Genomic DNA, 25,935 nt, shown 5'->3' with positions numbered 1-25,935 from the left:
TAACAAAGTACTTTTCATGATGATTACTTATTTGAAAGGAGTTTTAACATGATTTATTCACATGAAGTAGAAGAGATGTGCACAGTAGCACAGGGCGTTCATCACGGCGCTGCTCCAATCCCAGAAGAAGCAAAATGGGTAAAATCAAAAGAAGTTAAAGATATCTCCGGTCTGACACACGGTGTTGGCTGGTGTGCTCCCCAGCAGGGCGCATGCAAGCTGACTCTTAACGTAAAAGAGGGTATTATTCAGGAAGCATTAGTGGAAACAATCGGATGCTCCGGTATGACACACTCCGCTGCTATGGCAGCTGAGATTCTGCCAGGATTAACCGTTTTAGAGGCATTGAATACAGACCTTGTTTGTGATGCCATTAATACAGCAATGAGAGAGTTATTCTTACAGATCGCATACGGAAGAACCCAGAGTGCATTCTCAGAAGACGGACTTCCGGTCGGTGCGGGACTGGAAGACTTAGGAAAAGGTCTTCGTTCCCAGGTTGGTACCATGTATGGAACATTAAAGAAAGGTCCTCGCTATTTGGAAATGGCTGAAGGCTATGTAACCGGCATCGCTCTTGATGAGGAAGATCAGATCATCGGTTATCAGTTCGTAAGTCTTGGTAAGATGACTGATTTCATCAAGAAAGGTGACGATCCCAACACTGCTTGGGAGAAGGCAAAAGGACAGTACGGCCGTGTAGCGGAAGCTGCTAAAATCATTGACCCAAGACACGAATAGTCGGTCGGCAAAAGCCTGCCGGTATCCGGTTATGAAAGCGAAGAGATTTGGCCAATAATAAGGAGGACAAGATAATGGCTTTATTTGAATCATATGAGAGAAGAATTGACAAAATCAATTCTGTTTTAAACAGCTATGGCATCGCTTCCATTGAAGAAGCGGAAAAGATTACGAAAGATGCAGGTCTGGATGTTTACGAACAGGTGAAGAAGATCCAGCCTATCTGTTTCGAAAATGCTTGTTGGGCTTATACAGTAGGCGCGGCGATCGCTATCAAAAAAGGCTGCAGAAAAGCAGCAGATGCAGCAGCAGCAATTGGTGAAGGTCTTCAGGCTTTCTGTATTCCAGGCTCCGTAGCAGATCAGCGTAAAGTAGGTATTGGTCATGGAAACCTTGGAAAGATGCTTCTGGAAGAAGAGACTGACTGCTTCTGCTTCTTGGCTGGTCATGAGTCCTTTGCAGCAGCAGAAGGCGCAATCGGTATTGCTGAGAAGGCAAATAAAGTACGTCAGAAACCATTAAGAGTAATCTTAAACGGTTTAGGAAAAGACGCAGCTCAGATCATTTCAAGAATCAACGGATTTACATATGTAGAAACTGAGATGGATTACTACACAGGTGAAGTAAAAGAACTGTTCAGAAAGTCCTATTCAGAAGGTTTAAGATCAAAGGTTAACTGCTATGGCGCAAACGACGTAACAGAAGGCGTTGCTATCATGTGGAAGGAAGGCGTTGACGTTTCCATCACAGGTAACTCCACCAACCCAACCAGATTCCAGCATCCGGTTGCAGGAACCTACAAGAAGGAATGTACAGAAAAAGGCAAAAAGTACTTCTCCGTAGCTTCCGGCGGCGGTACAGGACGTACCCTTCACCCGGATAACATGGCAGCAGGTCCGGCTTCCTACGGTATGACAGATACTATGGGACGTATGCACTCTGACGCACAGTTCGCAGGTTCCTCTTCCGTTCCGGCTCACGTAGAGATGATGGGTCTGATCGGTATGGGTAACAACCCAATGGTAGGCGCCACTGTAGCTGTAGCTGTTGGAATCGAAGAGGCTGCTAACGCAGGTAAATTCTAATGATAAAACCTTGATTTTTCAAGGGAAAATACCATTTGATATAGAGAAGAGGAGTTCGCTTTGTGCGGCTCCTCTTTTTGTGCCGGTGGGGTAATATGATACTTTTGTCTACCAAAATTATTAGTGGTAGACAAATTACAATATCTTTTCAAGAATATCGACGGTCTGATCCTGCATTTTAGAAGTCACATGTGTATATATCTGAAGTGTCTCCTGTATATTTTTATGACCAAGTCTTGCCTGTACATCTTTGGGATTTGCTCCATTCTCTAAAAGCATAGTGGCGTGTGTGTGCCGAAGGGAATGAAAATCAAAATTAGCAAATCCGAGTTGATGGTGTATGATCCGGCTGCAATGCTGTAGGACTCGTGGCTGGATATAGGTTCCGTTTTCGCGGCGATTAATCATGAATAATTCGGTTCCTTTGCCTTCTGTGTTAATATGTCTTTTATCATCTTCGAATAAAATTGTATAATACTCAGCGTAATATGCCCTTGATCGTTCCTGATTATCTTTTGCTCGTTTCAGAATATCAAGCATTTTACTGTCTTAAGGAATAATACGGGCGGAATTATACTTTGGAGAGTAGAACGCCCATGTTCCATCTAAATTTTGAACCTGCTTGTCTATATTTAATGTTTTAGCATCCATATCCACATCGTTCCATGTGAGAGCAAATGCTTCTCCCAGGCGTAGACCGCACCGGTAAGCAAGCTGCAATGGGATAAAACAGGTATGACCTTCAGGAAAGCGATTTATAATGACTTCCCATTGTTCATAAGAAAGAGTGAGGAAAATGAGAATGAAAAACACAATATGTACAGCAGCGGGAGTTGTAGGCAGCTTTATAGCTTCATTATTCGGGGGCTGGGATACCGGGATCGGTACCCTGGTCCTTTTTATGTCGTTTGATTTTCTTTCTGGATTGGCAGTTGCCGGGATATTTAAAAAGAGTACCAAAACGGAAACCGGAGCGCTGGAATCAAAAGCCGGCTTTAAAGGATTATGCCGCAAGTGCATGACCCTGCTATTTGTTCTGATCGCTTACCGACTGGATCTCGCTATTGGGACCAATTACATAAGGGTCGCAGTGATTATCGGTTTTATGGCTAATGAGCTGATCTCCATCGTGGAGAATGCCGGGCTTATGGGGCTGCCGCTTCCAGCAGTTCTTTCAAAGGCCATTGATGTGTTAAAGAAGAAAGCAGAAGTAACTGAATAATCTGTTGCGACCGTCGCTACGGTTGTAATGTCACAACTTTTGCGGACCTGGGTTAATTCCTGGGTCCTTTTTCGATTGGAGGAAATTGTAATGAGAGATATAACATTATGCCACCCAAGGCTGCAGGTGTTGGCGGCTAAACTGATAGAAGAGTGCAGCAAGCAGGGATTAAAGATTGCTATTGGAGAAACTTACCGGACCGTAGCGGAGCAGGATTCGCTTTACGCTCAGGGCAGGACAAAGCCAGGAAATAAAGTAACCAACGCACCAGGCAGTACATACAGTTCTTACTATCAGTGGGGGACTGCCTTTGACATTTCCCGAAATGACGGCCAGGGAGCATATAACGAAGCCGGGAACTTCTTCGGCAGAGTTGGCGAGATTGGTGTAAGTATTGGTCTGGAGTGGGGTGGTAACTGGAAGTCTCCGGTTGACAAGCCTCACTTCCAGCTCCCAGATTGGGGCAGCTCTACGAGTGGAATTAAAAAGGTTTATGCTAATCCGGAAGAGTTTAAGAAGACATGGTCTACCAAAGCTCCGGAGGTTAAGAAATCCGGCTGGAAAGAAGAGGACGGTGGCTGGCGGTTCTATAACGGTGATACCGGGGAATGCGTGCGGAATGCTTGGCATGAGGATAAAGAAAAGAACCTCTGGTACTGGTTTAACGCTGCTGGGATCATGGTTACTAATACCTGGTATCAGTATAACAGCGCATGGTATTACCTGGGACCGAACGGGGCAATGTGTAAGTCACAGCTGGTTGAGAATTCAGGAAAGATCTATGCGGTAGACGCTGATGGTAAGATGATTACAGAGCCGGTGAAGCTCACACCAGATCGAGATGGGGCGCTGCAGTATCCAGGATTAATAGCTTAGGTTGATTTAAGAATAAGATATTTTAATTCGATATATATATGTTGTGTTTATGCAAACTAAAACTAAATATAGGAGGTTAGAATAAAAGTTGAATAAGAGTATTGCATAAATATATAGATATATAAAACTACAGAAGATAAAATTTGGAGGTATATGTATGAGTAAGAGAGCATTACAAAGAGTGGCAAAGTGCATTTGTTTAATGATTTGCGTATTATTTTTAGGGCAGATTTCTGTTTTTGCCGCTACAATTGGGAGTATACTAAGAGCTCCAGAGAGTGGCTGGCAAAGATATGATGATCAGAATGAATACTTTTATTATCAAGGTACATGGAATGAAATAAAGAATGGATCTGCAGCATATTATTATGGAGGAATGGTATATTCTCGTAACAGTGGTGAAGCAGTTAAATTTAAGTTTAAAGGTTCTAAATTAAGGGTAACTCATCAGTTACTCTATAATAGATCAGCGAAGATTCAGGTGAAAATCGACGATATTGTTGTGGGATCATATAGTATGTATCATCCAACTCTTTCAACAGACCAGTGCCTGGTTTTTGAGAAAAATGACTTGAAAGATGGTATACATTATGTTGAACTGACTAATTTAGATCCAGATTTAGATCTAGGTATTGAAAAACTTTTTTGTTTTGATGCAATTGATATAGATTCTACAGGTGAGTTGCTACCTTATGATAGACTATCAACAAATTTAATAGCAACAGGCAGCACTTCAAAAATAGATTTAACTTGGGACGCAGTAGATAAAGCTACAAGCTACACCGTTAAACGCTCCACAACTGCAGGAGGACCATACACAGCTATTGCCAATGATATAACTGGTACTTCCTTTACAGACACGGATGTCACAAATGGAACTACATACTATTATATTATAACTGCAATTGTTGCCGGCAGGGAAAGTAATTCTAATGAAGCCTCAGCTACTCCAGAGGCACCTCAAACACCTCCCACAACTGAAGCTAAATTAAAAGTAGTTTTAGAGGTATCTGAAGCACTCCGATTAAGTGTAGATGATGACTTAAATGTTAATACACAAATGTCCTGGTCTTCTTCAGAACCAACTGTTGCCACAGTAAATGAAAAAGGCATTGTGACAGCTCTCGCACCCGGCAATACAGTCATAACAGTTAAGAGTGCGGACGGATCTTATACAGATTACATAAATGTATTAGTCGTAGAGAATGCAGACGATTACAGACTTGCCATTGATTTAAAAATTGGAGAGACAGCCAGATTGACAGCAGATGATTTCACTAACACAGCAAATATCACATGGGCCCCTATGGATTCATCAATAGCAAATGTAACCACCAAAGGAAAAGTTACAGCACTGAGCAAAGGATTGGTTTTAATTAGTGCAAAGGATGCAGAAGGAAACATCATTGGCCGTGTATATGTAAGAGTAAGAGAATAGTTTGATTACAGGCGGGTTTTCAAACTTTGGTTTAATGTCTACCATTTGTCTACCCTAAACAGATTTTTATGTAGACAAAGTAATGTTACTAAGTGTAATCATATGCGTTATAATAAAGTATTTCCTTATTTTATTAGGCTTTCAGATGTATGTAAGTGTATAGAAGTGAAATGCTTATTATCAAGTTATATTTGGGTAACAACCCTATGGTAGGAGCTACTGTAGCTGTAGCTTATTGAAGAGGCTGCTAACGCAGGTAAATTCTAATGATAAAACCTTGATTTTTCAAGGGAAAACACCATTTGATATAGAAAAGAGGAGTTCGCATTGCGGCTCCTCTTTTTGCGCGGGTGGAATAGAAAACCACATGAAATTATTTTTCAAGAAGTTTTGAGAGTTTTTGATCAATACTGGCCAGAATTTTTATGATCTGCTTTTCACTATTGTCGCAATCGGTGTAGGTACTATTATCAAGATCCTCTTCACAACTATAGCCATAAGTGCCGTATTGTTTGCATACATCGTAATTACTACATTTAGTCTCTGACATACTAACATTTCCCCTTTAATTGTACTTGGCTCTGATTGAACCTGTATATATATTATAATGTAAATGAGAAATTTTACAATAAATAATTATAGTAAGACAGATCAATATTAGGGAGTAACCAAGGTGATGCCTGGTTCTCCCTTTTATTTTTATTGCTCTTCTTCAATTCCCATGCATTGCTTATACCTTGCATCCGCCACCTGCCAGTTAATAACGTGAAACCAGTCTTCTATGTATGCGGCCCTGTCATTGAAACGCTGCAGAAAATATGCGTGCTCCCAGACATCAATAGTGGAAATCACACAAAATCCAAATGAGATCGGTGTGTTCTGATTTGGTGTCGTTACAATTGTTAATGTTCCGTTCTGGTCAACAACCAGCCAGGCATACCCGGAACCGAAAACAGAAAGTGCTTTTCTTTTATATTCGTTAAAAAATTCCTCCACTGTACCAAAATCTCTTAATATAATTGGATAGAGTGTATCTGCCTGAGAGCGCTCCTGGGAATTAATCATACCGTTAAAGTAGACAATATGATTGTAAACCCCGCCGCCGTAATTGATAATGGACTGGCGGATCTCCTCCGGCAGGCTTTCCGTGTTCGTCAGAAGCTCTACCAGGGAAAGATTCTGCAGTTCGGGATAATCCCGCAGGATGGTGTTTAACTCCACCACATATCTCTGAAGCTGCCTGTCGTGGTGAATATACATGGTCTGAGAATCAATATAAGGTTCAAGTGAGTCGTATGCATAGGGAAGCGGTGGATTCACAAATGGATAATGTTCGTTCATGGACAGATTTTTCCTTTTGCATTTTTGTATATATATATTCCAAAGCCAAAGAGATATGATGGATAAGCAAGGAATAAAAAAATAGTGTGCTGAATTAAAAACTGTTGTATAATAACAAAAGATGAAATGAAAAAGCGGATAAAGGAGAGGAGCAGCTATGTGCGGAGTGTGCGATCGGATACAGCTTATTAAAGAAGGCAGAAACCCGTATTTTGTAAAGGAACTGGAAACAGGATATGTGGTGCTGGGGGATCATCAGAGATTTCAGGGTTATACTCTTTTTTTATGTAAGGAACATGCAACGGAGCTTCATTTTCTGGAAAAGGAATTTAAAAATCGTTTTCTGCAGGAAATGGCATTGACCGCAGAGGCTGTTTATCGCGCCTTTGGGCCGGATAAACTAAATTATGAGCTGTTAGGAAGCGGTAATTTTACTCATATGCACTGGCACTTTTATCCAAGAACTGTGGGCGATACACCCACCCCCGGTCCGGTCTGGAAGCTGCCCATGGAAGAACTTTATAATGATAAGTACCTGCCGGGAGAAGAGACTCTTTTCATTATGAAAGAAAAGCTGAATGAAGAACTGGAAAAACTTCTGGCACAATAGTTATAGGTTTTACCTATAACCAGATAATAATTATAAATATTAACACAGGATCTGTAAATCCTGTATAATACCACTTAACAGGAAAAGATGAAACAGCATTTTACCCATAGGAGGATACCAATATGAGCAAGAAAACCAGAGCAGAAAGAAATCTTAAATTTGAAACATTACAGTTACACGTTGGCCAGGAACAGGCAGACTCCGTGACAGATGCCAGAGCAGTTCCCATTTATCAGAGCTCTTCCTATGTGTTCCATAACAGCGATCATGCAGCTGCAAGATTCAATCTGACTGATGCGGGAAATATTTACGGAAGACTGACCAATCCCACCCAGGATGTATTTGAACGGAGAATTGCAGCATTAGAGGGCGGTGTGGCAGCACTGGCTACGGCTTCCGGAGCGGCAGCAGTTACTTATGCCATTGAGAACCTGGCAAAGAACGGAGATCATGTTGTAGCAGCCAAGAACATCTATGGAGGCACTTACAACCTTCTGGAGCATACACTTCCTGATTATGGCATTACCACAACTTTCGTGGATCCCTTTCATTACGAGGAAGTGGAAAATGCCATTAAAGAAAATACCAAGCTGATCTTTATCGAGACCCTGGGAAATCCCAATTCTGACGTAGTTGATATTGAACAGTTTGCAAAGATTGCACATGCACATAAAATCCCGCTGATTGTAGACAATACCTTTGCAACCCCTTACCTGGTAAGACCGATCGAATATGGCGCTGATATCGTGGTGCATTCCGCAACAAAATTTATTGGCGGCCACGGAACCAGCATCGGCGGTGTGATTATTGACAGCGGTAAATTTAACTGGGAAGCATCCGGAAAATTCCCGTCACTGACTGAACCAAACCCAAGTTATCATGGAGTCAGCTTTACAAAGGCAGCCGGTCCTGCTGCTTATGTGACAAAGATCCGGGCGATTTTACTTCGTGATACAGGAGCCTGCTTATCCCCAATTCATGCATTTGTCTTTTTACAGGGACTTGAGACCTTATCATTAAGAGTTGAGCGTCATGTAGAAAATGCCCTGAAGGTAGTGGAATATTTGAAAAATCACCCACAGGTTGAAAAGGTTCATCATCCATCTGTTTCAGATGATGAGAGCCAGAAGGAATTATATGCTAAATATTTCCCCAATGGAGGCGGATCTATTTTCACCTTCGAAATCAAGGGAGATGCAAGAAAAGCCAAGGATTTTATTGACCAGCTGGAATTATTCTCACTTCTTGCAAATGTTGCAGATGTGAAGTCCTTAGTGATTCATCCGGCATCCACCACTCATTCACAGATGACAGAAGAAGAGCTGGAGAATTCCGGAATAAAGCCAAATACCATCCGTCTTTCTATCGGAACAGAACATGCATCAGATATTATCGAAGACTTGGAAGAAGCATTTCAGGCGGTAAAATAACTGAATCAGATTATATGCAGGCTGCCATAGGTTCTATGGCAGCTTTTGCGCAGGCAGAAAAAAGGAGGATCTATGACATTACAGCAGCTTCGTTATGCCATATGCATCGCAAACCAGAAATCCATGAATAAAGCGGCGGCGGAGTTATTTATTACTCAGCCCAGTTTATCCAGTACAATACGTGATCTAGAGGAAGAAATCGGCCTTCAGCTGTTTTTACGGTCCAACCGGGGAATTGTGATCACGCCGGAGGGGGAAGAATTTTTAGGATACGCAAGACAAATGCTGGAGCAGTACCGTCAGATGGAAGAACGGTTTGTAAAAAAGGAGAAATTCAAGAAAAAATTCAGCGTGTCCATGCAGCATTATACCTTCGCAGTGCAGGCATTTATTCACATGGCAAGAGAGTTTGGCATGGATGATTATGAATTTGCGGTTCATGAAACCAGAACATACGACGTCATTGAGTATGTAAAAAATCAGAAGAGTGAACTGGGGATTCTTTATCTGAATGAATTTAATCAGAAATCCATGGAAAAACTGATCCTTGACAGTGATCTTGAATTTACAGAGCTGTTCCAGTGCAAGATCTATGTTTATCTCTGGAAAGGAAATCCACTGGCCAGGAAGGAACTGATCGAATTTGAGGATTTAAAAAATTATCCCTGTCTTTCCTTTGAACAGGGAACGAATAATGCATTTTATCTTGCGGAAGAGGTATTCAGCACCTATGAATATAAACAGATCATCAAGGCAGACGACAGAGCTACGCTGCTGAACTTAATGGTGGGATTAAACGGCTATACCCTTTGCTCCGGGATTATCTGCGAAGATTTAAATGGAGATGAATACTGTGCCATTCCTCTTAATACCAGCGACCGGATGCGGATTGGTTATATTAAAAAGAAAAAAATGCCTCTCAGCATTCTCGGAGAAAAGTATATAGCGGAATTGAAGAAATTTGAGAAACAGGTATTGTAGTGTTTGGGGATACAAAAAATGAGGACCCCATTTTGCTGTTGTTATAGAAATAATAAATAGCAGGCTATTGTTTTTCAATCATACCGCTTTTGTCTGCATGGCTGATATACTTATTCTATAGGGATCACGATAAAGAAAAGAAAGCGGTGACACAACATGGAATATGGAATTTCAACAAAATGTTTATATGGTGACGGAGCGGAAATTACGGTGGATCAATCAGGAGCAATCAGCTTCCCCATTTATCAGACTGCCACATTTGCCCATAAAGGAGTAGGAGAAGGGACTGGATACGATTACAGCCGTCTGCAAAACCCCACCAGAGAGCATTTGGAAAATATTGTGGCCTCTTTGGAAGGCGGCGTGGATGCTCTGGCTTTTTCCAGCGGAATGGCAGCAATTACAGCACTTATGGAACTGTTTGCGCCGGGTGACCACATTATTACAGACTGCGATTTATACGGAGGCAGCATCCGATTGTTTGATAACATCAGCAGGAAAAACGGTATCTTAATTGATTCCGTAGACTGCTCCGGTTCCTCATACGGGAAAGTGGAAGAACTGATCGGTGAAAACACAAAGGCTGTTTTTATTGAAACCCCTACCAATCCCATGATGAATGTAACCGATATTGAAGAGCTTGCTAAAATTACAAAAGAGCATGGGATTCTCCTGATTGTGGATAATACGTTTATGTCTCCCTATTTTCAGAATCCTTTAAAACTGGGCGCAGACCTGGTGGTTCACAGCGGAACCAAGTACCTGGGAGGACATAACGATACCATAGCCGGATTTCTTGTTACTTCTTCACCAGAAATAGCAGAAAGACTGCGGTTTATCATAAAGACAGTGGGTTCCGGTCTGGCACCCTTTGACAGCTGGCTTATTTTGCGGGGAATCAAGACTCTGGCAATTCGTATGAACCAGGCAGAGAAGAATGCCCAAAATCTGGTGGACTGGCTTAAAGATGAGAAAAAAGTAAAGAAGATCTATTATCCCGGACTTACAGACCATCCCGGACATGAAGTCTGTAAAAAGCAGGCGAGAGGTTTTGGGTGTATGGTGACCTTTGAGGTGGAATCAAAGGAGCTTGCCCATAGCATACTAAAGAATGTACGTCTGATCCGCTTTGCAGAGAGTCTCGGTGGTGTGGAAACACTGATCACATATCCAATCACTCAGACACATGCAGATGTGCCGGCAGATGTGCTGGCTGCCAATGGAATCACAGACCGGATCTTAAGACTTTCGGTGGGAATTGAAGATATACAGGATTTAATATATGAATTGGAGCGGGTGTTTCATGAGTAAAGAACGAATTGATTTTAATGAACGCATAGACAGAAAAAATACAAGCAGTATCAAATATGATTTTGCAGTTCAAAGGGGAAAACCGGAAGGAATCCTGCCGCTCTGGGTGGCAGATATGGATTTTAAAGCGCCCCAGCCTGTGCTCGATGCACTAAAAAACCGCGTGGAGCATGGGATTTTCGGCTACAGTGAGGGAAAAGAGGAGTACTTTGAGGCGGTGAAGGACTGGATGAAACGCCGCCATGGCTGGAGTGTTGAGAGAAACTGGCTTGTAAAAACGCCGGGAGTGGTTTTCGCCCTTGCCATGGCAGTGAAAGCATACACAAAGCCGGGAGACGGTGTCATGATTCAGCAGCCGGTTTATTATCCCTTTAGTGAAGTAATAGAAGATAACGGAAGAAAGATTGTAGATAATACTTTATATCTGGGCGAAGATGGAATCTATCATATGGATCTTGAGGATTTTGAAAAAAAGGCTGCAGAAAATCAGGTAAAACTGTTTTTCCTTTGCAGCCCTCATAATCCGGTGGGAAGAGTATGGACGAAAGAGGAGCTGACTCAGCTTGGTGAAATTTGTGAGCGCCTTGATATTATCGTTGTCAGTGATGAGATCCATCAGGACTTTGTATTTAAGGGAGAGCATCAGGTATTCGCAGCAATCAGTGAAGCACTAAAAAACCGGACAATTACCTGTACCGCTCCAAGTAAGACGTTTAATGTTGCAGGACTACAGATCTCAAACATTTTTATATCAAATCCGGAACTAAAGCGTAAATTCAAAAAAGAAATCGCAGCCGCCGGTTACAGTCAGATAAATGCATTGGGGTTAACAGCCTGTGAAGCTGCATACCGGTATGGAGAGGACTGGCATGACCAGCTGATGGATTATTTGAAAGAGAATATCCAGTTTGTCCGTACTTATCTGGAGCACAGTTTGCCGGAAATTAAACTGATTGAACCAGATGGTACTTATCTCATATGGCTGGACTTCCGGGGATTAGGGCTCAGTGAACAGGATAGAGAAGAGCTGATTGTAAAAAAAGCAGGTCTGTGGCTTGACAGCGGGGCCATGTTTGGACCGGTAGGGGAAGGTTTTGAACGGATCAACATCGCCTGTCCCCGTACTCTTATCATAGAGGCTCTGGATAAATTAAGAACGGCTATTAAAAATTTACAGAATCTTTAAAAAAGGTATTGACACATTTCTGTTTCTGCATTAATATAATTATAACATATAAACATATTAATGTTGTAGGTAGAAAGGGGCAGCTCAATATGAGAAGTAACAGAGATCAGAAAAACTTTAAGTGGAATCATAATATTTGTTGTTGCCAGGCTGTTTGTTATAGGAAAAAAACAGTTTTATTGGATTGCTCTTTCTAATGCCTGGCAGCATCAGAAGTGAGGATATGGATATATCCCATGAAAGATGAAAGCAGGTGCCATAAGAGCAGCTGCTTTTTTCAGCTTTAAAACAATTAATAATGAAACAATAAAATGACAATATGGAGGATAAGGATATGGGATCAATAAAAGAAAGCGCAGTAGAACTCATTGGAGGAACACCGATACTGAAAATCAGCCGATATGGTGCAGCAGAGGGTGTTGAAGGGGTTACGCTTCTGGCAAAGCTGGAATATTTAAACCCAGCCGGATCAGTAAAGGACCGGATTGCTTTAGCAATGATTGAAGATGCAGAGGAAAAAGGTATTTTAAAACCGGGAGCCACTATCATTGAACCAACTTCCGGTAATACGGGAATCGGTCTTGCAGCTGTAGCGGCAGCGAAGGGATACAAAACAATTCTGACACTTCCTGATACTATGAGTGTGGAAAGAAGAAATCTTTTAAAGGCCTATGGTGCAGAACTGGTTCTTACGGAAGGAGCCAGAGGTATGAGAGGCGCCATAGAAAAAGCAGATGAGTTAAAGGCTGCCATTGAAGGCTCCGTAATATTAGGACAGTTTGTAAATCCTGCCAACCCCAAAGTGCATAAAGAAACTACAGGGCCGGAGATCTGGGAACAGACAGACGGAACCGTTGACATCTTCATTGCAGGTGTAGGTACAGGCGGAACTGTTACAGGTGTGGGTGCATATTTAAAGGAAAAGAATCCGAATGTACAGATCGTGGCGGTGGAACCGGCAAGCAGTCCAGTGCTTAGCGGAGGAAAACCAGGGCCTCATAAGATTCAGGGAATCGGAGCCGGTTTTGTACCGGAGGTATTAAATACTGCTATTTATGATGAAGTAATTACTGTTGAAAATGAAGATGCATTTAAAGAGGGCAAGTCATTTGCAGTTACAGAAGGAATTCTGGTTGGTATTTCATCGGGGGCTGCATTAAAGGCAGCTAAGTTGATAGCCGAAAGACCTGAGAATAAAGGAAAAACCATAGTTGTATTGCTTCCTGATTCTGGTGACCGTTATTTATCAACACCATTATTCGCATAAAATAATAAGATTATAAATTGAGAAACAGCTGGTGATAAGATATTCTTATTGCCAGTTGTTTTTTGTAAATATAAACTATATAATAAACACAAAAAGTAGATTAACAGACAGGAATTTGTGACAAAATAAATCCAGGCAGGTGATTGAATGATTAACAGGGACAGGCTGGTCAGCCAGTTTAAAAGAATGGTGGAATTTGATTCAGAGACGTATCATGAGAGAGAAATTGCGGATTATTTAAAAGAAGAGATGAAACAGCTGGGTTTTTCCGTAACAGAAGACGATGCTGGTATCCGACTGAAAGAACGGATAGCAGATTATGGAGATGCAATCCCTACAGGTAATCTATACGGCTTTTTAAAAGGAAATACAGCTGGGATGCCGGTTCTCTTCTCCGCCCATATGGATACGGTCAGACTGGGGATCGGGAAGCATGCCGCAGAGGATGAGAATGGTGTGATCACTTCCAGGGGAGATACGGTGCTTGGAGCAGATGATCTTTCCGGCATTGCAGCAATACTGGAAGCAGTCCATACCATAAGGGAACACCAAATTCCCCATCCGGATATTGAAGTTCTGTTTCCGGTTGCAGAAGAAAATTACGGAAAAGGCAGTCAGCTTGCAGACTACTCTGCCATCCGTTCCAGACAGGCATATGTATTCGATCTAAGCGGTGAGATTGGCAATGCAGCGCTTGCCGCACCAACTCTTTTATCCTTCGAAATCAGAGTAAAGGGGAAAAATGCCCATGCAGGTTTCTGTCCCCAGCTTGGAATCAATGCAATAGAGATTGCAGCAACAGCCATATCCCGCATAAAGCAGGGCTGGGCAGACGAAGAGACTACGGTTAACATCGGAAAGATAAGCGGTGGAAAGCAGGGTAATATTGTTTCTGATGAGTGTATTTTAATCGGTGAGATCCGAAGCTTAAAGGACGATCGTGCCATGGAAGAATGGGAAAAGCTGAAAAAAGTCTTTGAAGAAGCAGCAGCCTGCCGGGGAGGTAACATTGAGCTTTTGTTTGAAAAGCAGATTGAGGCCTATGAAATCGATGAGGATGAAGAAGTGGTAAGGCGCTTTAAAAGAGTCTGCGATGAAATTGGCGTGAAAGCCGTCACCCATAAGACTCTGGGAGGCAGCGATAACAACCATTTTGTACGCAACGGGATCAGGGGGATTGTGGTCGCCTGCGGTATGAATGAGGTACATACCACAAGCGAATATACGACTGTAAATCAATTGGAAAAAAGCGCTCTTTTGGCTCTGGGACTTATGACAGACCAGAAGTAAAGCTGAATAGAAGACAGGAGAGAAGAAATATGAAGCGGGTTGTAACAATACAGGATATTTCGTGTTTGGGAAAATGCTCTTTGACAGTGGCTTTGCCCATCATATCAGCCATGGGAGTTGAAACAGCCATTATACCGACGGCGGTTCTATCCACCCATACTATGTTTCAGAATTTCACCTTCCGGGATTTAACGGACGAGATTGTTCCCATTTCCAATCACTGGAAACAGGAAAAGTTCCGGTTTGATGCCATTTATACCGGATACTTAGGTTCCATGGAGCAAATCGGAATTATAAAAGATTTTTTCAAAGATTATAAAACAGAAGAAAATGTGATCTTTGTAGATCCGGTTATGGCGGATAACGGAAAGCTTTATCCGGCATTTGATCTGGCATTTGCAAGAGAGATGGCAGGACTTTGCGGATATGCAGATATCATTGTTCCTAATATCACAGAAGCCTGCCTGATGACAGGAACCCAATATAAGACGGAGTATGATGAAGCTTATATCAGGGAACTCCTCCAAAAATTAAAAGCTCTGGGCACAAAACGGGCGGTTGTCTTAACCGGTGTCAGCCTGAAAAAGGGAAGAACCGGAATCGCAGGGCTGTATGTGGAAAGCGGAGAATATTTTAACTATGACCACGAAAAGATTGATACCAGTTACCATGGAACAGGGGATATTTTTGCAAGCGCATGCGTAGGCGCTTTGATGAACGGGAAAAGTCTGCCGGAATCCTTAAAGATCGCGGCAGACTATACACTGGAATGTATCCGTGAAACCTTAAACGATGGAAATGAAACCTGGTACGGTGTGAATTTTGAATCAGTCATCCCCTGTCTCATTGGAGCCTTAAAAGGATAGGATCAGTTTACAACTGCATCAGCTCTGTCACGCAGAATGAGTTTTGCAAGATAGAACTGACTGGTATCGTCAATATCGATGGAATCCACAGGATTCATAAAGTAGGGATAAGTTTTTCCGCTGTAAAAATCACCATATTTCAAATAACTGGGGACAGATGCAAGATAGATGGCGCCGTTGATCCGGCAGCCGGACATTGCATCCTGCCTCCTTATTTGTTTCTTTAAGGAGTCGGGTGCTTTCATTTCACCAGTTTCAGTGATCGTAACAGACAGATAACACATACAATCGTAAGGACAGACACTGATCACAGAATCCGCCTCCTTTTCAAACAGTAGTTTTACACTTTCCAGAATATGTTCTTCGTTTCTGAGAGGAGACGTAGGCTGAAGCAGCATAAAATAATCATATTCTTTCCCCAGTCTTTTCATTTCACTAAGTGCATGAAGGATCACATCACCGGATGCTGCCTGATCACCGGAGAGTTGGGGCGGTCTTAAAAAAGGAGCCGCGGCACCAAGCCCTATAGCTATCTGCTGATAAATCTTTGAATCCGTAGACACAAGGATATCATCGAAAAATCCTGCTATTTTGCAGGCATCTATGGTATATCCCATTAACGGCTTCCCGTTCATCTCTTTTATGTTTTTATCCCTGATTCCCTTTGATCCGCTTCTGGCCGGTATAATTGCAAGAAACCTTTTATTTCGAACCATTACAGTCTCCAATCAATCTCATAGAATTCTTTATCTAAATGTATTCCCTTTTCAAACGCCTTTTTTATACAACTGAGGATTTTTTTGCTGGTGCCCGGACAATCATAGGGATTATCGGATACATGGTGTTTCATATCCAGATTTATTGCCTGGGAGATTGCATTACGAATGCTTTCCGCTGAAGCTTCGCAGTTGATGACAGAATCAGGCTTTATTCTGCCTTTTTGCCGGCTCCCGATATCCACTGTGGGCACATGGAAAGCGGGAGCTTCCAGGATTCCGCTGGAAGAGTTGCCGATTACAAGCCTGCTTAAGCTCATCAGGCTTAAATAGCGAAGGGAGCCTAGAGAAGAAACGTATACCGCCCGCTCCGGATGCAGCCTTGCATAGGAACTTGCCATTTCATTGACCTGATTACCGCCTGTATCGGAGTTGCTTCCGGTAAATACCGTAAATAGCCCTGGAAATGAATCCAGAGCATCTAAAAGTGGCTGAAACTGATCCGCAGCAGTGACAGGCTCCAGAGTCGCCGGGTGGTATGTGACCAGGGAAAGAGGAAGTGGCAGAGCGATATTTAAAGACCTTTCCAGCTGCTCTTTTGTCAGAAGAGTGAGTCCTTTAAGCCGTTCAATACCCAGTGCACCAACGTAAAAAACTCTGTCAGGTGATTCGCCAAGCTGTATCACCCGTTTTCGGTATTCCGCTGTGCTTGTAAAATGGAGATAACTCATTTTTGTGATTCCATGACGCATACAGTCATCGCAGGCCCCCTGGGTCAGTTCCCCTCCATGGATGTGAGCAATTGGGATCTTACAGATAACGGCAGCGCTTGCTGCTGTAAAAATCTCATACCGGTCTCCAAGAAGCAGTATCATATCCGGTTTTAACCGTTCAAAGGCACCGGAGATACCGATCAGCTCCAGCCCCATGGATCTGCAGATGCCATAGGAAGAATCGCTGGCCAGATTCATTTCCACAGTTTCATCAATTACAATTCCGTCCTGTTTCATCTCCCGGTAATCAAGTCCGAACCTGGTATCCAGATGAGTTCCTGTGACCAGAAGCTGGAGTTTCAAGTCATGGTCTTCCATAATACTTCGGATTAATGGAAACAGAAGCCCGTATTCCGCCCGGCTTCCCGTTACCACACATAGTTTTATCATTCCCCTATTATATCATCCTTTCGATAGTCTCTGTCTGCGCAGGTGCCAAGTATTTTGGGAAGCTTCATGGGAGATATTCCGGGAGAGCAGCGTTTGGCACAGAGATTTTCCATGGTAAATGGTTCCCCTGTTTGAATATCTCTTGCAGCTACCAGAAACTTTCTTACGTGATCCCGGTTTTTAAGTTCTTCTCCTGCAGGAGCTTTTATCCCGTTTCCCATAGCTTTTTCTATATTTCTTACACTGTCAGTCATATTCTTGAATTCATCCGGCTCCAGGCTCATCCGGTGATCCGGCCCCGGCATGGTTTTATCAAGAGTCATATGCTTTTCAATGACGCAGGCTCCAAGGGCAGCAGCAGCCACAGCCACCTCGATTCCGGCAGTATGGTCAGAATATCCTGTCTTTTTGTGAAAGGATTCTCTCATGGTAATCATGGCATTTAAATTAACATCCTTCGGAGGAGTGGGGTAAATACTGGAGCAGTGCAAAAGAGTAATATCCTGTCCGCCTGTATCAAGAAGACCCAGTGCTTCCCCGATTTCATCCGGAGTGGACATTCCTGTGGACAGGATAATTGGCTTTTTTAATGCGGCTGCTTTTTTTAAATAGCAGTAGTTTGTAATCTCGCCTGATGGGATCTTAATTATCGCCATCCCCAGGCTGTCTAAATATTCCATGCTTTCTTCATCAAAAGGGGAGGAGAGAAACTGAATCCCCCGGAAGGCGCAGTACTGAGAGAGGACCTTAAAATCGTTCCAGGACAGTTCCAGATCCTTTAACATCTCATATTGGGAATTGTTATTTCCTGTATTGTGAAACTGATATCTTGCCTTTTTCGCGCTGGGGGCAGCCAGAAGTTCTGCGCGGAAAGTCTGGAATTTGACCGCATCTGCCCCTGCGGCCCATGCAGCATCAACTAACTGTCTGGCAATGCCCAAATCCCCATTATGATTCACGCCGGCTTCTGCTATTATCATAATCTTATTCATAACGACTTACCTCCCTTGCCGGACTTCCGTAAGCCAGCTTGTTTGAAGTAATATCAGACAGAACCAGGCTGCCGGCTCCGATCATGGAATTACTTCCAATGGTTCTGTTCTGGATCACAGTGCTTCCTGCGCCGATATGGGCATTATTTCCGATTTTTACATTTCCGCAGAGAATGCAGCCAGGGGCTGTGTGAGCAAAACTGCCGATAACACAGTCATGTTCCACAACCGTACCGCTGTTAATAATGCAGCCGTCTCCCAGCGTGACTCCCGGACCTATGGAAGTTCCTCTTCCGATAAAGACCCCGTCCCCCATATGAAGATCACCGGATAATGCAGAGCGTTTATCAATGATGCACGGCATAAGAAAGCCAATGGCTTTACATTCCTCAAAGAGCCGGATTCTCGTCTGGGGCTTACCAACGCTTCCGACTGCTATTGCCGCATACTTAATTCCTCTGCGGTAAATATCGGGCAGCAGATCATCAGACCCAAGCACCATGATGCCGGAGACGGTTATGCCCCGGCTTTTACTGCTGTCAAGGATTCCCATGATCTTAAATTCCTCTTTTGAATGAATGGTATCAATCACACTTTCTGCATGACCGCCTCCGCCCAGGAGGATCAGCTTTTTTTTCATAGTTTCATTCTCTCAGCCATCTTTCTCATTTCACTGAACTCTCCCATATCAAGCCATGTGCTGTCCATAACCGGGTATGCACCCACTTTTTCACCGTTTTTCATGCACAGGCGGATTAAATCAGGCATATCAAACGGCGAATCCAGTGGAATATACTTTAATATATCTTTCTCCAGGACATAAAGCCCTGTGCTGACCAGAAATTCATACTTTGGTTTCTCGCTCATGGAATGAATACAGCCGTTTTCATCTAAGGAGATCACACCGTATGGAATCTCGTAATTTTTCATGGCTGTCACAACCGTGATCTGATTCCTGCTTTTTTTATGGTAAAGGAGAAGTTTTGCATAATTTACATCAACCAGGATATCGCAGTTACTGACAAAAAAGCTTCCCGTGATCTGGTCTTTTACAAGAGTCAGGGAGCCTGCTGTTCCAAGCGGTTCCTTCTCATCAACAAAGTGAAGGTCATAGCGCCGGTCACCGTTAAAATATGCTTTAATCAGTTCTTTTCTGTAATTGACTGTTAAATAGAACTCTGTGAATCCATAGGAGATCAACTGATTCATGATCCGTTCTACAATCGGGGTATCTCCGATGGGAATTAATGGTTTTGGTATGATCTTTGTATAAGGGTAAAGCCTGGAACCTTTCCCGCCTGCCATGATCACTACAGGAGTTTTCTTTTTTCTCAAAATCCGTTTTTTATCCGGCTGCAGTTCATTCCAGAACACAATATCAAGGACCTGGCCGTCATCTTTTACAATGGGAAGACCTTCAATCTGCTTTTCCCTCATTATTTTCAATGCTTCAGAGACTTCTCCCTCTTTTATGACAATGGGGGACTGGTTCATAATAAGGTGCACCGGCATTGCCAGATCTTTATTTTGCAGAATCCATCGACGGATATCTCCGTCTGTAATGACTCCTTTCAGCTTCCCGTCATTTACAACCATCAGTATTTTTTTTGCAGTCTCATCCAGCTGCCGGATTGCATCTCTGATTGGAAGGTCCGGTGCAACAAAGAATTTTTCCACGTCCATGCCAATCCCTCCTTCCATATGTCAGCTTTTCTTTAAAGCTTCTATCACAAAGTCCATGTCTGCTTCCGTTAAGTTGACGCTGCAGGGCAGGTTTATAATGCGGCTTTGATAGAAGGGCGCTTTTTCTACAAAATAGGTCTGGCAGTTCTGATACATGGTCTGGGTGTGGTTCAGTTTCCAGATGGGTCTGGTCTCAATTCCTGCTTCTTTCAGCTGTCTGATAAGAGAATCTCTTTTTAAGGTTTTGTTTCTTAAAAGAAGAGAGTAGAACCAGTGATTATTCCTGGCTTTTTCGTTAAAGGGCATAAGTACGGCGGCGTCCTGAATTGTTTTCAGCCCTTCCCTGTAATAATTATAATTTTGTATCTTGATGCGGATATAATCTTCCAGACATTCTAACTGCCCCACTCCCAGAGCAGCCTGCACATTGGTCATCCGGTAATTATAACCAATGTGATTGTGGACATAGTTAAGAGGATCATCCTTTGCCTGGGCAGCCAGATAGGCGCATTTTTTCACATTTGCAGCATTTTTTGCAGTTACCATTCCGCCGCCGCCGGTTGTGATGATTTTATTGCCGTTAAAAGAATAAGCTCCGAAATCACCCATGGTACCCGCAAATTTCCCCTGAAATATCCCATCTTTATATCTCGTTCCAAGCGCTTCCGTAGCATCTTCAATCAGTTTTAAGCCATACTCATCAGCCAGCCGGACAAGAGTTTCCATATCTGCCATATTACCAAAGATATGAACGGCTGTAATTGCCCTGATGATACGTTTGGATTTGTTATTTCTAAGGCCCAAAGTGGTTTTCGTACATTCCTTTTTTAAAAAATCTTCCAGTTTTTCGCAGTCAATATTCAGGGAATCGTCACAATCCATGAAAACAGGTTCTGCACCCAGATATTTCACTGGATTCACCGCTGCAATAAAAGTCAGGGCAGGAACGATCACTTCCTCACCTGGTTTTACACCGGAAAGAAGCAAAGACAGGTGGAGAGCAGCCGTGCCGCTTTGAACTGCAGCCGTTTTTTCCACCTTTAAATAATCAGCCATTTCATTTTCAAATCTGGTCACATAACTGCCCGAAGCAGAGACCCAGCCGTTTGAAATTGCCTCGTCTGCATATTTTTTTTCATTGCCTTTTATAACTGGTACAGATAGGGGAATCATGGGGCGCCTCCTGCCGTTTTCATCAAATATTATACCGGTCTGTCCGGTAGCGGTCCAAATTGTTTTCCATCCAGAGAATGGTTTCTTTAAGGCCCTGTGATAACGTATATTGCTGTTTCCAGGAAGTCAGGGCTTTCAGCTTTTCATTTGATCCCAGAAGTCTGGTCACTTCGCTTTTTTCCGGCCGCAGTCTCTGGTTTTCGCAAATGATTTCAGCTTTTGGATTAATTTGTTTAATCAGTTCTAAAGCAAGTTCGCCGATAGAAATTTCCGTTTGGCTGGCAATATTGATCTCCTCGCCTGCGGTATGTTCAGACGCTTCGATTTCAATAAAGCCATTGACGGTGTCTTTCACATAATTAAAATCTCTGGTCGGGGTAAGACTTCCCAGATGGATGTCTTCCTTTCCCGCCAGAAGCTGACTGATTATTGTGGGAATAACTGCCCTTGCTGACTGCCTTGGACCATAGGTATTAAACGGCCGGACAATCGCAACAGGAAGAGAAAAACTCCTGTAAAATGATTCTGCCAGGCGGTCCGCGCCTATTTTCGTGGCAGAATAAGGGGACTGGGCTTTAAACGGATGGGATTCATCAATGGGAACGTAGTCGGCACTGCCGTAGACTTCTGAAGTGGAGGTAATTAATACTTTGCCTGTTTCTAAGGCTCTTGCAGCCTGAAGGATATTTAAAGTTCCTTTCACATTGGTATCAACATAAGAATCGGGAGATACATAACTGTAGGGTATGGCAATCAGCGCTGCCAAGTGAAAGATGGAATCTACCCCCGCGACAGCAGTTCTTACCCCATTTGGGTCTCTGATGTCTCCGCTTTGTATTTCGATTTCGTTCTTTATATGTTCAGGAAGAGTATCAAGCCAGCCAAAGGTACCAAAAGAGTTATAATAGACAAATGCTCTCACCTGATATCCGCGCCTGATAAGTTCCTCTGTCAGATGGCTGCCGATAAAGCCGTCAGCTCCTGTGACCAGTACCTTTTTCATGATCTGCCCCCTTCATGATGATTATCAAAAACTCTTATTCGATAAGTTGCGGTAGTGTCAGAGACTGGAAAACAGAATTCACCGCATCTGTTTGACTGGGTATAATCCAGATAAACGTTTTTTAAATGCTCTTCGTTCAATTCTTCGTTAAATACGCTGTCTATTCGTTCCAGAATAATGACAGCTCCTCCTACAGGGCCGCAGTTCCTGTAGCTGACCATTCCTTTTATGATTGCATGTGCCATGTTTTTACCTGAACCTAACTGGTAAGAACCGGTTCATAGATATCGAACCGGTAATCGATCTCAGAATCTTTTTCTGCTACAATGGCAAACTCTCCAAACTGATTGGTTATGACATAACCAAGGTCTTTTTCTCCCCAGGGGGAGGATGCTGTAATTATGACGACGGCTCCCTCCACAGCTTCACGGCGGGAATTAAAAACAGTGCCGGTGAGCAGAATCTCGAAAGAAGATTCCAGAGTGATGGCAGCCTGGGCTATATTCTGGTTATTAAAGTCTTCTGGTCCGATTATAAGTTCCGCATAGCTGCTCATAAACAATCCTCCTTCTTGCAGGTAATTAAGGGGGCGAAGACCGAAAGCTCATATTTCATATCGGGCAGTGCCTTTAGTGAAAATACATAGCGCCCTGCCTTATCTGTAATTACATAGCCAAGAGGCGTTGTTTCGTGAGTTACCATATCCACTTGTGTAATCTGAACGGCAGCCCCGCTGCAGGGGGTGTGATCAGGGCGGTAAACAGTCCCCTTTATAATTTGATAATTCATTGGTCCAAGATGAAAATTAAAATGTTTTTTGCTGCAGGGCAGAAGCTTGGAACCGCTAATGGTAAAGGAGGCTTTCTTATTACAGTTCATGGTTTCAGTAACGCCCCTTTCCTTTTTCCCTTAATCGTTCTGGGTATAAATAGTCACATTTAATTGCTGGGTGTCCTTTGTATCCTCAGCGCTTATAATATTCCCAGCCTGTTCTTTTCCGTTTACGATTATTTTGGACACTTTCATTTCCTTGTAGTTGCTCTTGATTGCTTCGAATTTATTTTCGCCGTCCATTTTCAATTCCTCAAATTCCCATTGGATTTACTAAACTATATGCGATGGATAGAATTCTGATACCGTTGAACGAATGGTATCTCTTACCTCTGTAAGTATTTTGTACAGACGTTCAAAATACTCCATGAAAAAAGCCGCCTGATATTGGAGATCGGAGGTCAGTTTGTCATAATCCTTTGCTGACATTTGTTCGTTTCTTTCTTTCATTTCATAGAGAAATTCAGTAATATATCCTCCTAAGTAGCGGCTCAGGGGGTGGTTCTCAAAATTGTTTACAATCTGCAGAATATACAGGATTCTCTGAAGGTCAATATCATCTTCCTCAACTTCCACAAGAGATTTTGTCTTATTTTCAGAAATAATGATTTGACACAATTCCAGTCCTTCACTTGTTCGTAACAGATATTCATTGAGGAATTCGATTATGGTACCAATCGTCTCCTCTGGGTTCAGCCTCAGCTCATGAACTGGCAGGCAGGCATTTTTTTTGCCTGCATAAGAACCGTTTTCCAGTAATTCATTCAGTTCCTGGTGAGGGGCTCCTTTTATCTCAGCTCCATAGGAACAGTTGATAAAACGGACGCGGGACCGGTCTTTATAACGGCTGATATAGTACTCCAGATTTCGGCGGAAGGAATCCAGAGTAATGGAAGTTGCCGTGGGTTTGCCGTGGATATCTTTAATCAATATCTGAGTGTCATACTTGATACTGCTGTCATAAGGAAACAGTGCGCTGTCTGCGTGATGCTTATTATTTGTGTGTGCTAAATCCTGTCCGGCCAGGAGAATAGGAGAGCAGCCAAGCATATTTGCAATGTCTATGCATGCGTGTGATACCGATCCTCCGCAGTACACCGCTTTTAAGTGCCCCATCCCCTTAATGGTATGGGAAAACAGGAGAGAGATAAATATTTTTTCTCCCTTATAATCCTTCATAAGATAACGGTTGCTGTATTCATAAAAGGCCAGTGGCACGTTTAAATCCAAATGGTCTTTCATCATCTCATAATTGGCATCAACCGGGTCAACGGATACAATCATATCAGGCATGATCCCGTTTTTCACGAGAGCGTTCACGGTTCTGCTTCCTGTAATAATAAAGTAATCCTTCAGTTTGTCTTTGTACTTCAACATATCCTTTATATTCTGATCCAGTGATGATCCGCCGGATACTATAATTGCGGGGACATCCGTGTTGGTATTTATATACCGGTGAATGGGAGTGGTCTCTTCTATGATTTTCATGTTTGCAATCATATTTTTAATAAATATATTTTTAAACCGTTTTGCCAGATGGACCTGGGAAGCGGCATTCATAATCGTCCAGTCCAGGTGTTCAATCAGCCGGTCGTATTCTTTTTTGTAAATCCTTTCGTAGTTTCCAAATGCATGAAAATAAATATTATTGATATTTTTATAGGTAATAGTTTCATCAAATATCTGTTTTATCAGTTCCTCGTTATAAAAGACCAGGTGGATGTTATCGCCTGTATATGCAGGAAACTGCTTAAAAACCGAACGGTTCGGTTCGAAAATAATAACCATGTTTCTGGCACAAATACATTTTTTTAATTGATCTAAATAAGCTCCTGTATCAATGCCGAACAGAAGTATCAGGGAATCAAATCTGATTCCCTCCAGTGTATCCATAAGCTTATGGATTTCGTCTTCATAATGTATATGGTCTGCAAGATACTCATATGTTCCCTCTTTTTTAATACGGCACACCTGGTATCCGTCAGAAGTTTTTACTTTTTTCATGGTTTCCTCCACAAGAAGGTTTGGCTAAGCTTTAACCTATAAAGGTGAGTAGGCAAGCAGCTGATATTGTCTGCCCTTGATTTTGGGCAAAGTAAATCCGTAGGTACCGTCAGAAAGAGAGAAGGTCACACCGATCCGGATAAACTGGGAGGGATCAGAAGCATCCAGGACGCGGACCTCTACTGCTGCATTTGGTAAGGGGATTCCGTTTGGGCGGTACACCGTTCCTGTGATAACCAGAGATGAATCACAGGACAAAGTCACATCTGCAGTTACGATTTCGGAGCAGATCAGCTGGCAGCCGGTGAAACATAATTTAGATGACATATCGTCGCCTCCTAATTAGGAGGTGTCCAATAAAATGAACACCCCCGGAGTGTTTATTGAGCGTAAAATTTAAATCTCAGCTGTACACCAGCTCTGGTGGTAATACCGTAAACAGCATTTGCATCTGTAAATGTCAAACCGTCTGGAGTAGCAGTTGTGGGATTTGTACTCTCCCAGACAGCAACTGCGCCGCTTCGTAAGATGGTATTGCTAAAGACTGCGGTACCTCTGGTTAAAAGCAGTCCCCAGCTTGTTGTTGACAGCTTAACAGGAAGAAGAATACCTGAATCAGCGGAAGCCAGTGTAATTGTTTTGACAATCGGTTTATAGTTAGCCATAAAAACGCCCCCTCTGCGTCTGATTAGAAATACGTATTTCTTATATATAATATGTCCTTGC

The 25,935-nt window shown here is 42.7% G+C and carries 31 protein-coding genes; 13 read left to right on the top strand and 18 right to left on the bottom strand.

Translation table 11 applies throughout. The features are described from left to right. Positions 1–48 precede the first annotated feature (48 nt). Positions 49–741 (top strand): iron-sulfur cluster assembly scaffold protein, encoded by a 693-nt coding sequence (locus DS742_RS22035; RefSeq protein ID WP_097003839.1) that lies wholly within the window; start codon positions 49–51, stop codon positions 739–741. Between the two features lie 74 nt (positions 742–815). After that, positions 816–1,826: a GGGtGRT protein gene (locus tag DS742_RS22030; protein WP_117419116.1), complete on the top strand. Its 1,011-nt coding sequence runs from the start codon at positions 816–818 to the stop codon at positions 1,824–1,826. A gap of 135 nt (positions 1,827–1,961) precedes the next feature. Here DS742_RS22030 and DS742_RS29950 read toward each other — a convergent pair whose 3' ends face one another. Next, a complete protein-coding gene (locus DS742_RS29950) occupies positions 1,962–2,366 on the bottom strand; it encodes a tyrosine-type recombinase/integrase (RefSeq protein WP_117419115.1) in 405 nt (134 codons plus the stop codon). Positions 2,367–2,375: 9 nt separating this feature from the next. Further along, on the bottom strand, positions 2,376–2,639 hold the full coding sequence (locus DS742_RS30060) for a tyrosine-type recombinase/integrase (protein ID WP_170313546.1): 264 nt from the start codon (positions 2,637–2,639) through the stop codon (positions 2,376–2,378). On the opposite strand from DS742_RS30060, the gene DS742_RS22015 reads away from it, so the two are divergent. The 3 genes from DS742_RS22015 (at position 2,629) to DS742_RS22005 (ending at position 5,362) form a co-directional block, all read left to right on the top strand. Then, complete coding sequence (locus DS742_RS22015; protein WP_117419114.1) at positions 2,629–3,048, top strand: phage holin family protein; 420 nt, start codon at positions 2,629–2,631, stop codon at positions 3,046–3,048. The genes DS742_RS30060 and DS742_RS22015 overlap by 11 nt on opposite strands. A gap of 90 nt (positions 3,049–3,138) precedes the next feature. Then, positions 3,139–3,924, top strand: a complete 786-nt coding sequence (locus tag DS742_RS22010; RefSeq protein WP_117419113.1) for a M15 family metallopeptidase — start codon at positions 3,139–3,141, stop codon at positions 3,922–3,924. A 157-nt stretch (positions 3,925–4,081) separates the two neighbouring features. Further along, complete coding sequence (locus tag DS742_RS22005; RefSeq protein ID WP_117419112.1) at positions 4,082–5,362, top strand: Ig-like domain-containing protein; 1,281 nt, start codon at positions 4,082–4,084, stop codon at positions 5,360–5,362. 373 nt (positions 5,363–5,735) lie between these two features. Here the strand turns inward: DS742_RS22005 and DS742_RS29000 are convergent, their stop codons facing one another. Together DS742_RS29000 and DS742_RS22000 are read right to left on the bottom strand one after the other, a co-directional pair. Further along, on the bottom strand, positions 5,736–5,912 hold the full coding sequence (locus DS742_RS29000; RefSeq protein ID WP_170313545.1) for a hypothetical protein: 177 nt from the start codon (positions 5,910–5,912) through the stop codon (positions 5,736–5,738). A gap of 149 nt (positions 5,913–6,061) precedes the next feature. Next, a complete protein-coding gene (locus tag DS742_RS22000; protein ID WP_117419111.1) occupies positions 6,062–6,703 on the bottom strand; it encodes a superoxide dismutase in 642 nt (213 codons plus the stop codon). 157 nt (positions 6,704–6,860) lie between these two features. Between DS742_RS22000 and DS742_RS21995 the strand changes: the two genes are divergently transcribed. The 8 genes from DS742_RS21995 to DS742_RS21960 all read left to right on the top strand — a co-directional run bounded on the left by DS742_RS21995 (position 6,861) and on the right by DS742_RS21960 (position 15,644). Continuing rightward, positions 6,861–7,313, top strand: coding sequence for an HIT family protein (locus tag DS742_RS21995; protein WP_117419110.1), 453 nt, complete (start codon positions 6,861–6,863; stop codon positions 7,311–7,313). Positions 7,314–7,435: 122 nt separating this feature from the next. Beyond that, positions 7,436–8,743 (top strand): O-acetylhomoserine aminocarboxypropyltransferase/cysteine synthase family protein, encoded by a 1,308-nt coding sequence (locus DS742_RS21990; protein WP_117419109.1) that lies wholly within the window; start codon positions 7,436–7,438, stop codon positions 8,741–8,743. A 72-nt stretch (positions 8,744–8,815) separates the two neighbouring features. Next, positions 8,816–9,724 (top strand): LysR family transcriptional regulator, encoded by a 909-nt coding sequence (locus DS742_RS21985; RefSeq protein WP_117419108.1) that lies wholly within the window; start codon positions 8,816–8,818, stop codon positions 9,722–9,724. 156 nt (positions 9,725–9,880) lie between these two features. Beyond that, positions 9,881–11,035 carry a trans-sulfuration enzyme family protein gene (locus tag DS742_RS21980; RefSeq protein ID WP_117419107.1) on the top strand — a complete coding sequence of 385 codons (1,155 nt, stop codon included), beginning with the start codon at positions 9,881–9,883 and terminating at the stop codon, positions 11,033–11,035. After that, on the top strand, positions 11,028–12,221 hold the full coding sequence (locus DS742_RS21975; RefSeq protein ID WP_117419106.1) for a MalY/PatB family protein: 1,194 nt from the start codon (positions 11,028–11,030) through the stop codon (positions 12,219–12,221). Before DS742_RS21980 ends, DS742_RS21975 begins: the two co-directional genes overlap by 8 nt. Positions 12,222–12,555: 334 nt before the next feature. Further along, positions 12,556–13,488: a cysteine synthase A gene (cysK, locus tag DS742_RS21970; RefSeq protein WP_117419105.1), complete on the top strand. Its 933-nt coding sequence runs from the start codon at positions 12,556–12,558 to the stop codon at positions 13,486–13,488. Positions 13,489–13,635: 147 nt separating this feature from the next. Further along, positions 13,636–14,778 (top strand): M20/M25/M40 family metallo-hydrolase, encoded by a 1,143-nt coding sequence (locus DS742_RS21965; RefSeq protein WP_242996677.1) that lies wholly within the window; start codon positions 13,636–13,638, stop codon positions 14,776–14,778. A gap of 29 nt (positions 14,779–14,807) precedes the next feature. Next, positions 14,808–15,644 (top strand): pyridoxamine kinase, encoded by an 837-nt coding sequence (locus tag DS742_RS21960; protein ID WP_117419104.1) that lies wholly within the window; start codon positions 14,808–14,810, stop codon positions 15,642–15,644. A 2-nt stretch (positions 15,645–15,646) separates the two neighbouring features. On the opposite strand, the gene DS742_RS21955 is transcribed toward DS742_RS21960, so the two are convergent. The 14 genes from DS742_RS21955 to DS742_RS21895 are packed head-to-tail and all read right to left on the bottom strand — an operon-like array spanning position 15,647 to position 25,874. Continuing rightward, positions 15,647–16,360 carry an acylneuraminate cytidylyltransferase family protein gene (locus DS742_RS21955; RefSeq protein ID WP_117419103.1) on the bottom strand — a complete coding sequence of 238 codons (714 nt, stop codon included), beginning with the start codon at positions 16,358–16,360 and terminating at the stop codon, positions 15,647–15,649. Next, on the bottom strand, positions 16,360–17,523 hold the full coding sequence (neuC, locus tag DS742_RS21950) for a UDP-N-acetylglucosamine 2-epimerase (protein WP_117419102.1): 1,164 nt from the start codon (positions 17,521–17,523) through the stop codon (positions 16,360–16,362). Before neuC ends, DS742_RS21955 begins: the two co-directional genes overlap by 1 nt. After that, positions 17,520–18,515 carry an N-acetylneuraminate synthase gene (gene neuB, locus DS742_RS21945; RefSeq protein WP_117419101.1) on the bottom strand — a complete coding sequence of 332 codons (996 nt, stop codon included), beginning with the start codon at positions 18,513–18,515 and terminating at the stop codon, positions 17,520–17,522. Before neuB ends, neuC begins: the two co-directional genes overlap by 4 nt. Next, complete coding sequence (locus tag DS742_RS21940) at positions 18,508–19,155, bottom strand: acetyltransferase (RefSeq protein WP_117419100.1); 648 nt, start codon at positions 19,153–19,155, stop codon at positions 18,508–18,510. The genes neuB and DS742_RS21940 overlap by 8 nt, the downstream gene beginning before the upstream one ends. Further along, positions 19,152–20,198 carry a nucleotidyltransferase family protein gene (locus DS742_RS21935; protein WP_117419099.1) on the bottom strand — a complete coding sequence of 349 codons (1,047 nt, stop codon included), beginning with the start codon at positions 20,196–20,198 and terminating at the stop codon, positions 19,152–19,154. The genes DS742_RS21940 and DS742_RS21935 overlap by 4 nt, the downstream gene beginning before the upstream one ends. A 21-nt stretch (positions 20,199–20,219) precedes the next feature. Continuing rightward, the gene (locus DS742_RS21930) at positions 20,220–21,371 is read right to left on the bottom strand and encodes a LegC family aminotransferase (protein WP_117419098.1); all 1,152 of its coding nucleotides are present in this window, start codon (positions 21,369–21,371) and stop codon (positions 20,220–20,222) included. 22 nt (positions 21,372–21,393) lie between these two features. Then, the gene (locus DS742_RS21925) at positions 21,394–22,374 is read right to left on the bottom strand and encodes an NAD-dependent 4,6-dehydratase LegB (protein ID WP_117419097.1); all 981 of its coding nucleotides are present in this window, start codon (positions 22,372–22,374) and stop codon (positions 21,394–21,396) included. Then, entirely contained in the window at positions 22,371–22,619 is a 249-nt protein-coding gene (locus DS742_RS21920; RefSeq protein ID WP_117419096.1) for a hypothetical protein, read from the bottom strand. Before DS742_RS21920 ends, DS742_RS21925 begins: the two co-directional genes overlap by 4 nt. A gap of 14 nt (positions 22,620–22,633) precedes the next feature. Next, a complete protein-coding gene (locus tag DS742_RS21915; protein ID WP_117419095.1) occupies positions 22,634–22,930 on the bottom strand; it encodes a hypothetical protein in 297 nt (98 codons plus the stop codon). Further along, entirely contained in the window at positions 22,927–23,253 is a 327-nt protein-coding gene (locus DS742_RS21910; RefSeq protein WP_117419094.1) for a carboxypeptidase-like regulatory domain-containing protein, read from the bottom strand. Before DS742_RS21910 ends, DS742_RS21915 begins: the two co-directional genes overlap by 4 nt. 30 nt (positions 23,254–23,283) lie before the next feature. Beyond that, entirely contained in the window at positions 23,284–23,448 is a 165-nt protein-coding gene (locus tag DS742_RS28995; RefSeq protein ID WP_170313544.1) for a hypothetical protein, read from the bottom strand. 30 nt (positions 23,449–23,478) lie between these two features. Beyond that, positions 23,479–25,209, bottom strand: a complete 1,731-nt coding sequence (locus DS742_RS21905; RefSeq protein WP_117419093.1) for a motility associated factor glycosyltransferase family protein — start codon at positions 25,207–25,209, stop codon at positions 23,479–23,481. A gap of 36 nt (positions 25,210–25,245) precedes the next feature. After that, a complete protein-coding gene (locus tag DS742_RS21900) occupies positions 25,246–25,536 on the bottom strand; it encodes a peptidase associated/transthyretin-like domain-containing protein (RefSeq protein WP_117419092.1) in 291 nt (96 codons plus the stop codon). Positions 25,537–25,589: 53 nt separating this feature from the next. Next, positions 25,590–25,874, bottom strand: a complete 285-nt coding sequence (locus DS742_RS21895; RefSeq protein ID WP_117419091.1) for a hypothetical protein — start codon at positions 25,872–25,874, stop codon at positions 25,590–25,592. Positions 25,875–25,935: the final 61 nt, after the last annotated feature.

The organism is Lacrimispora amygdalina, assembly GCF_003432035.1.
Lineage (GTDB): Bacteria > Bacillota > Clostridia > Lachnospirales > Lachnospiraceae > Lacrimispora > Lacrimispora amygdalina.
Note: the sequence above shows the minus strand (reverse complement) of the source record. Positions and strands in the feature narration are given on the sequence as shown.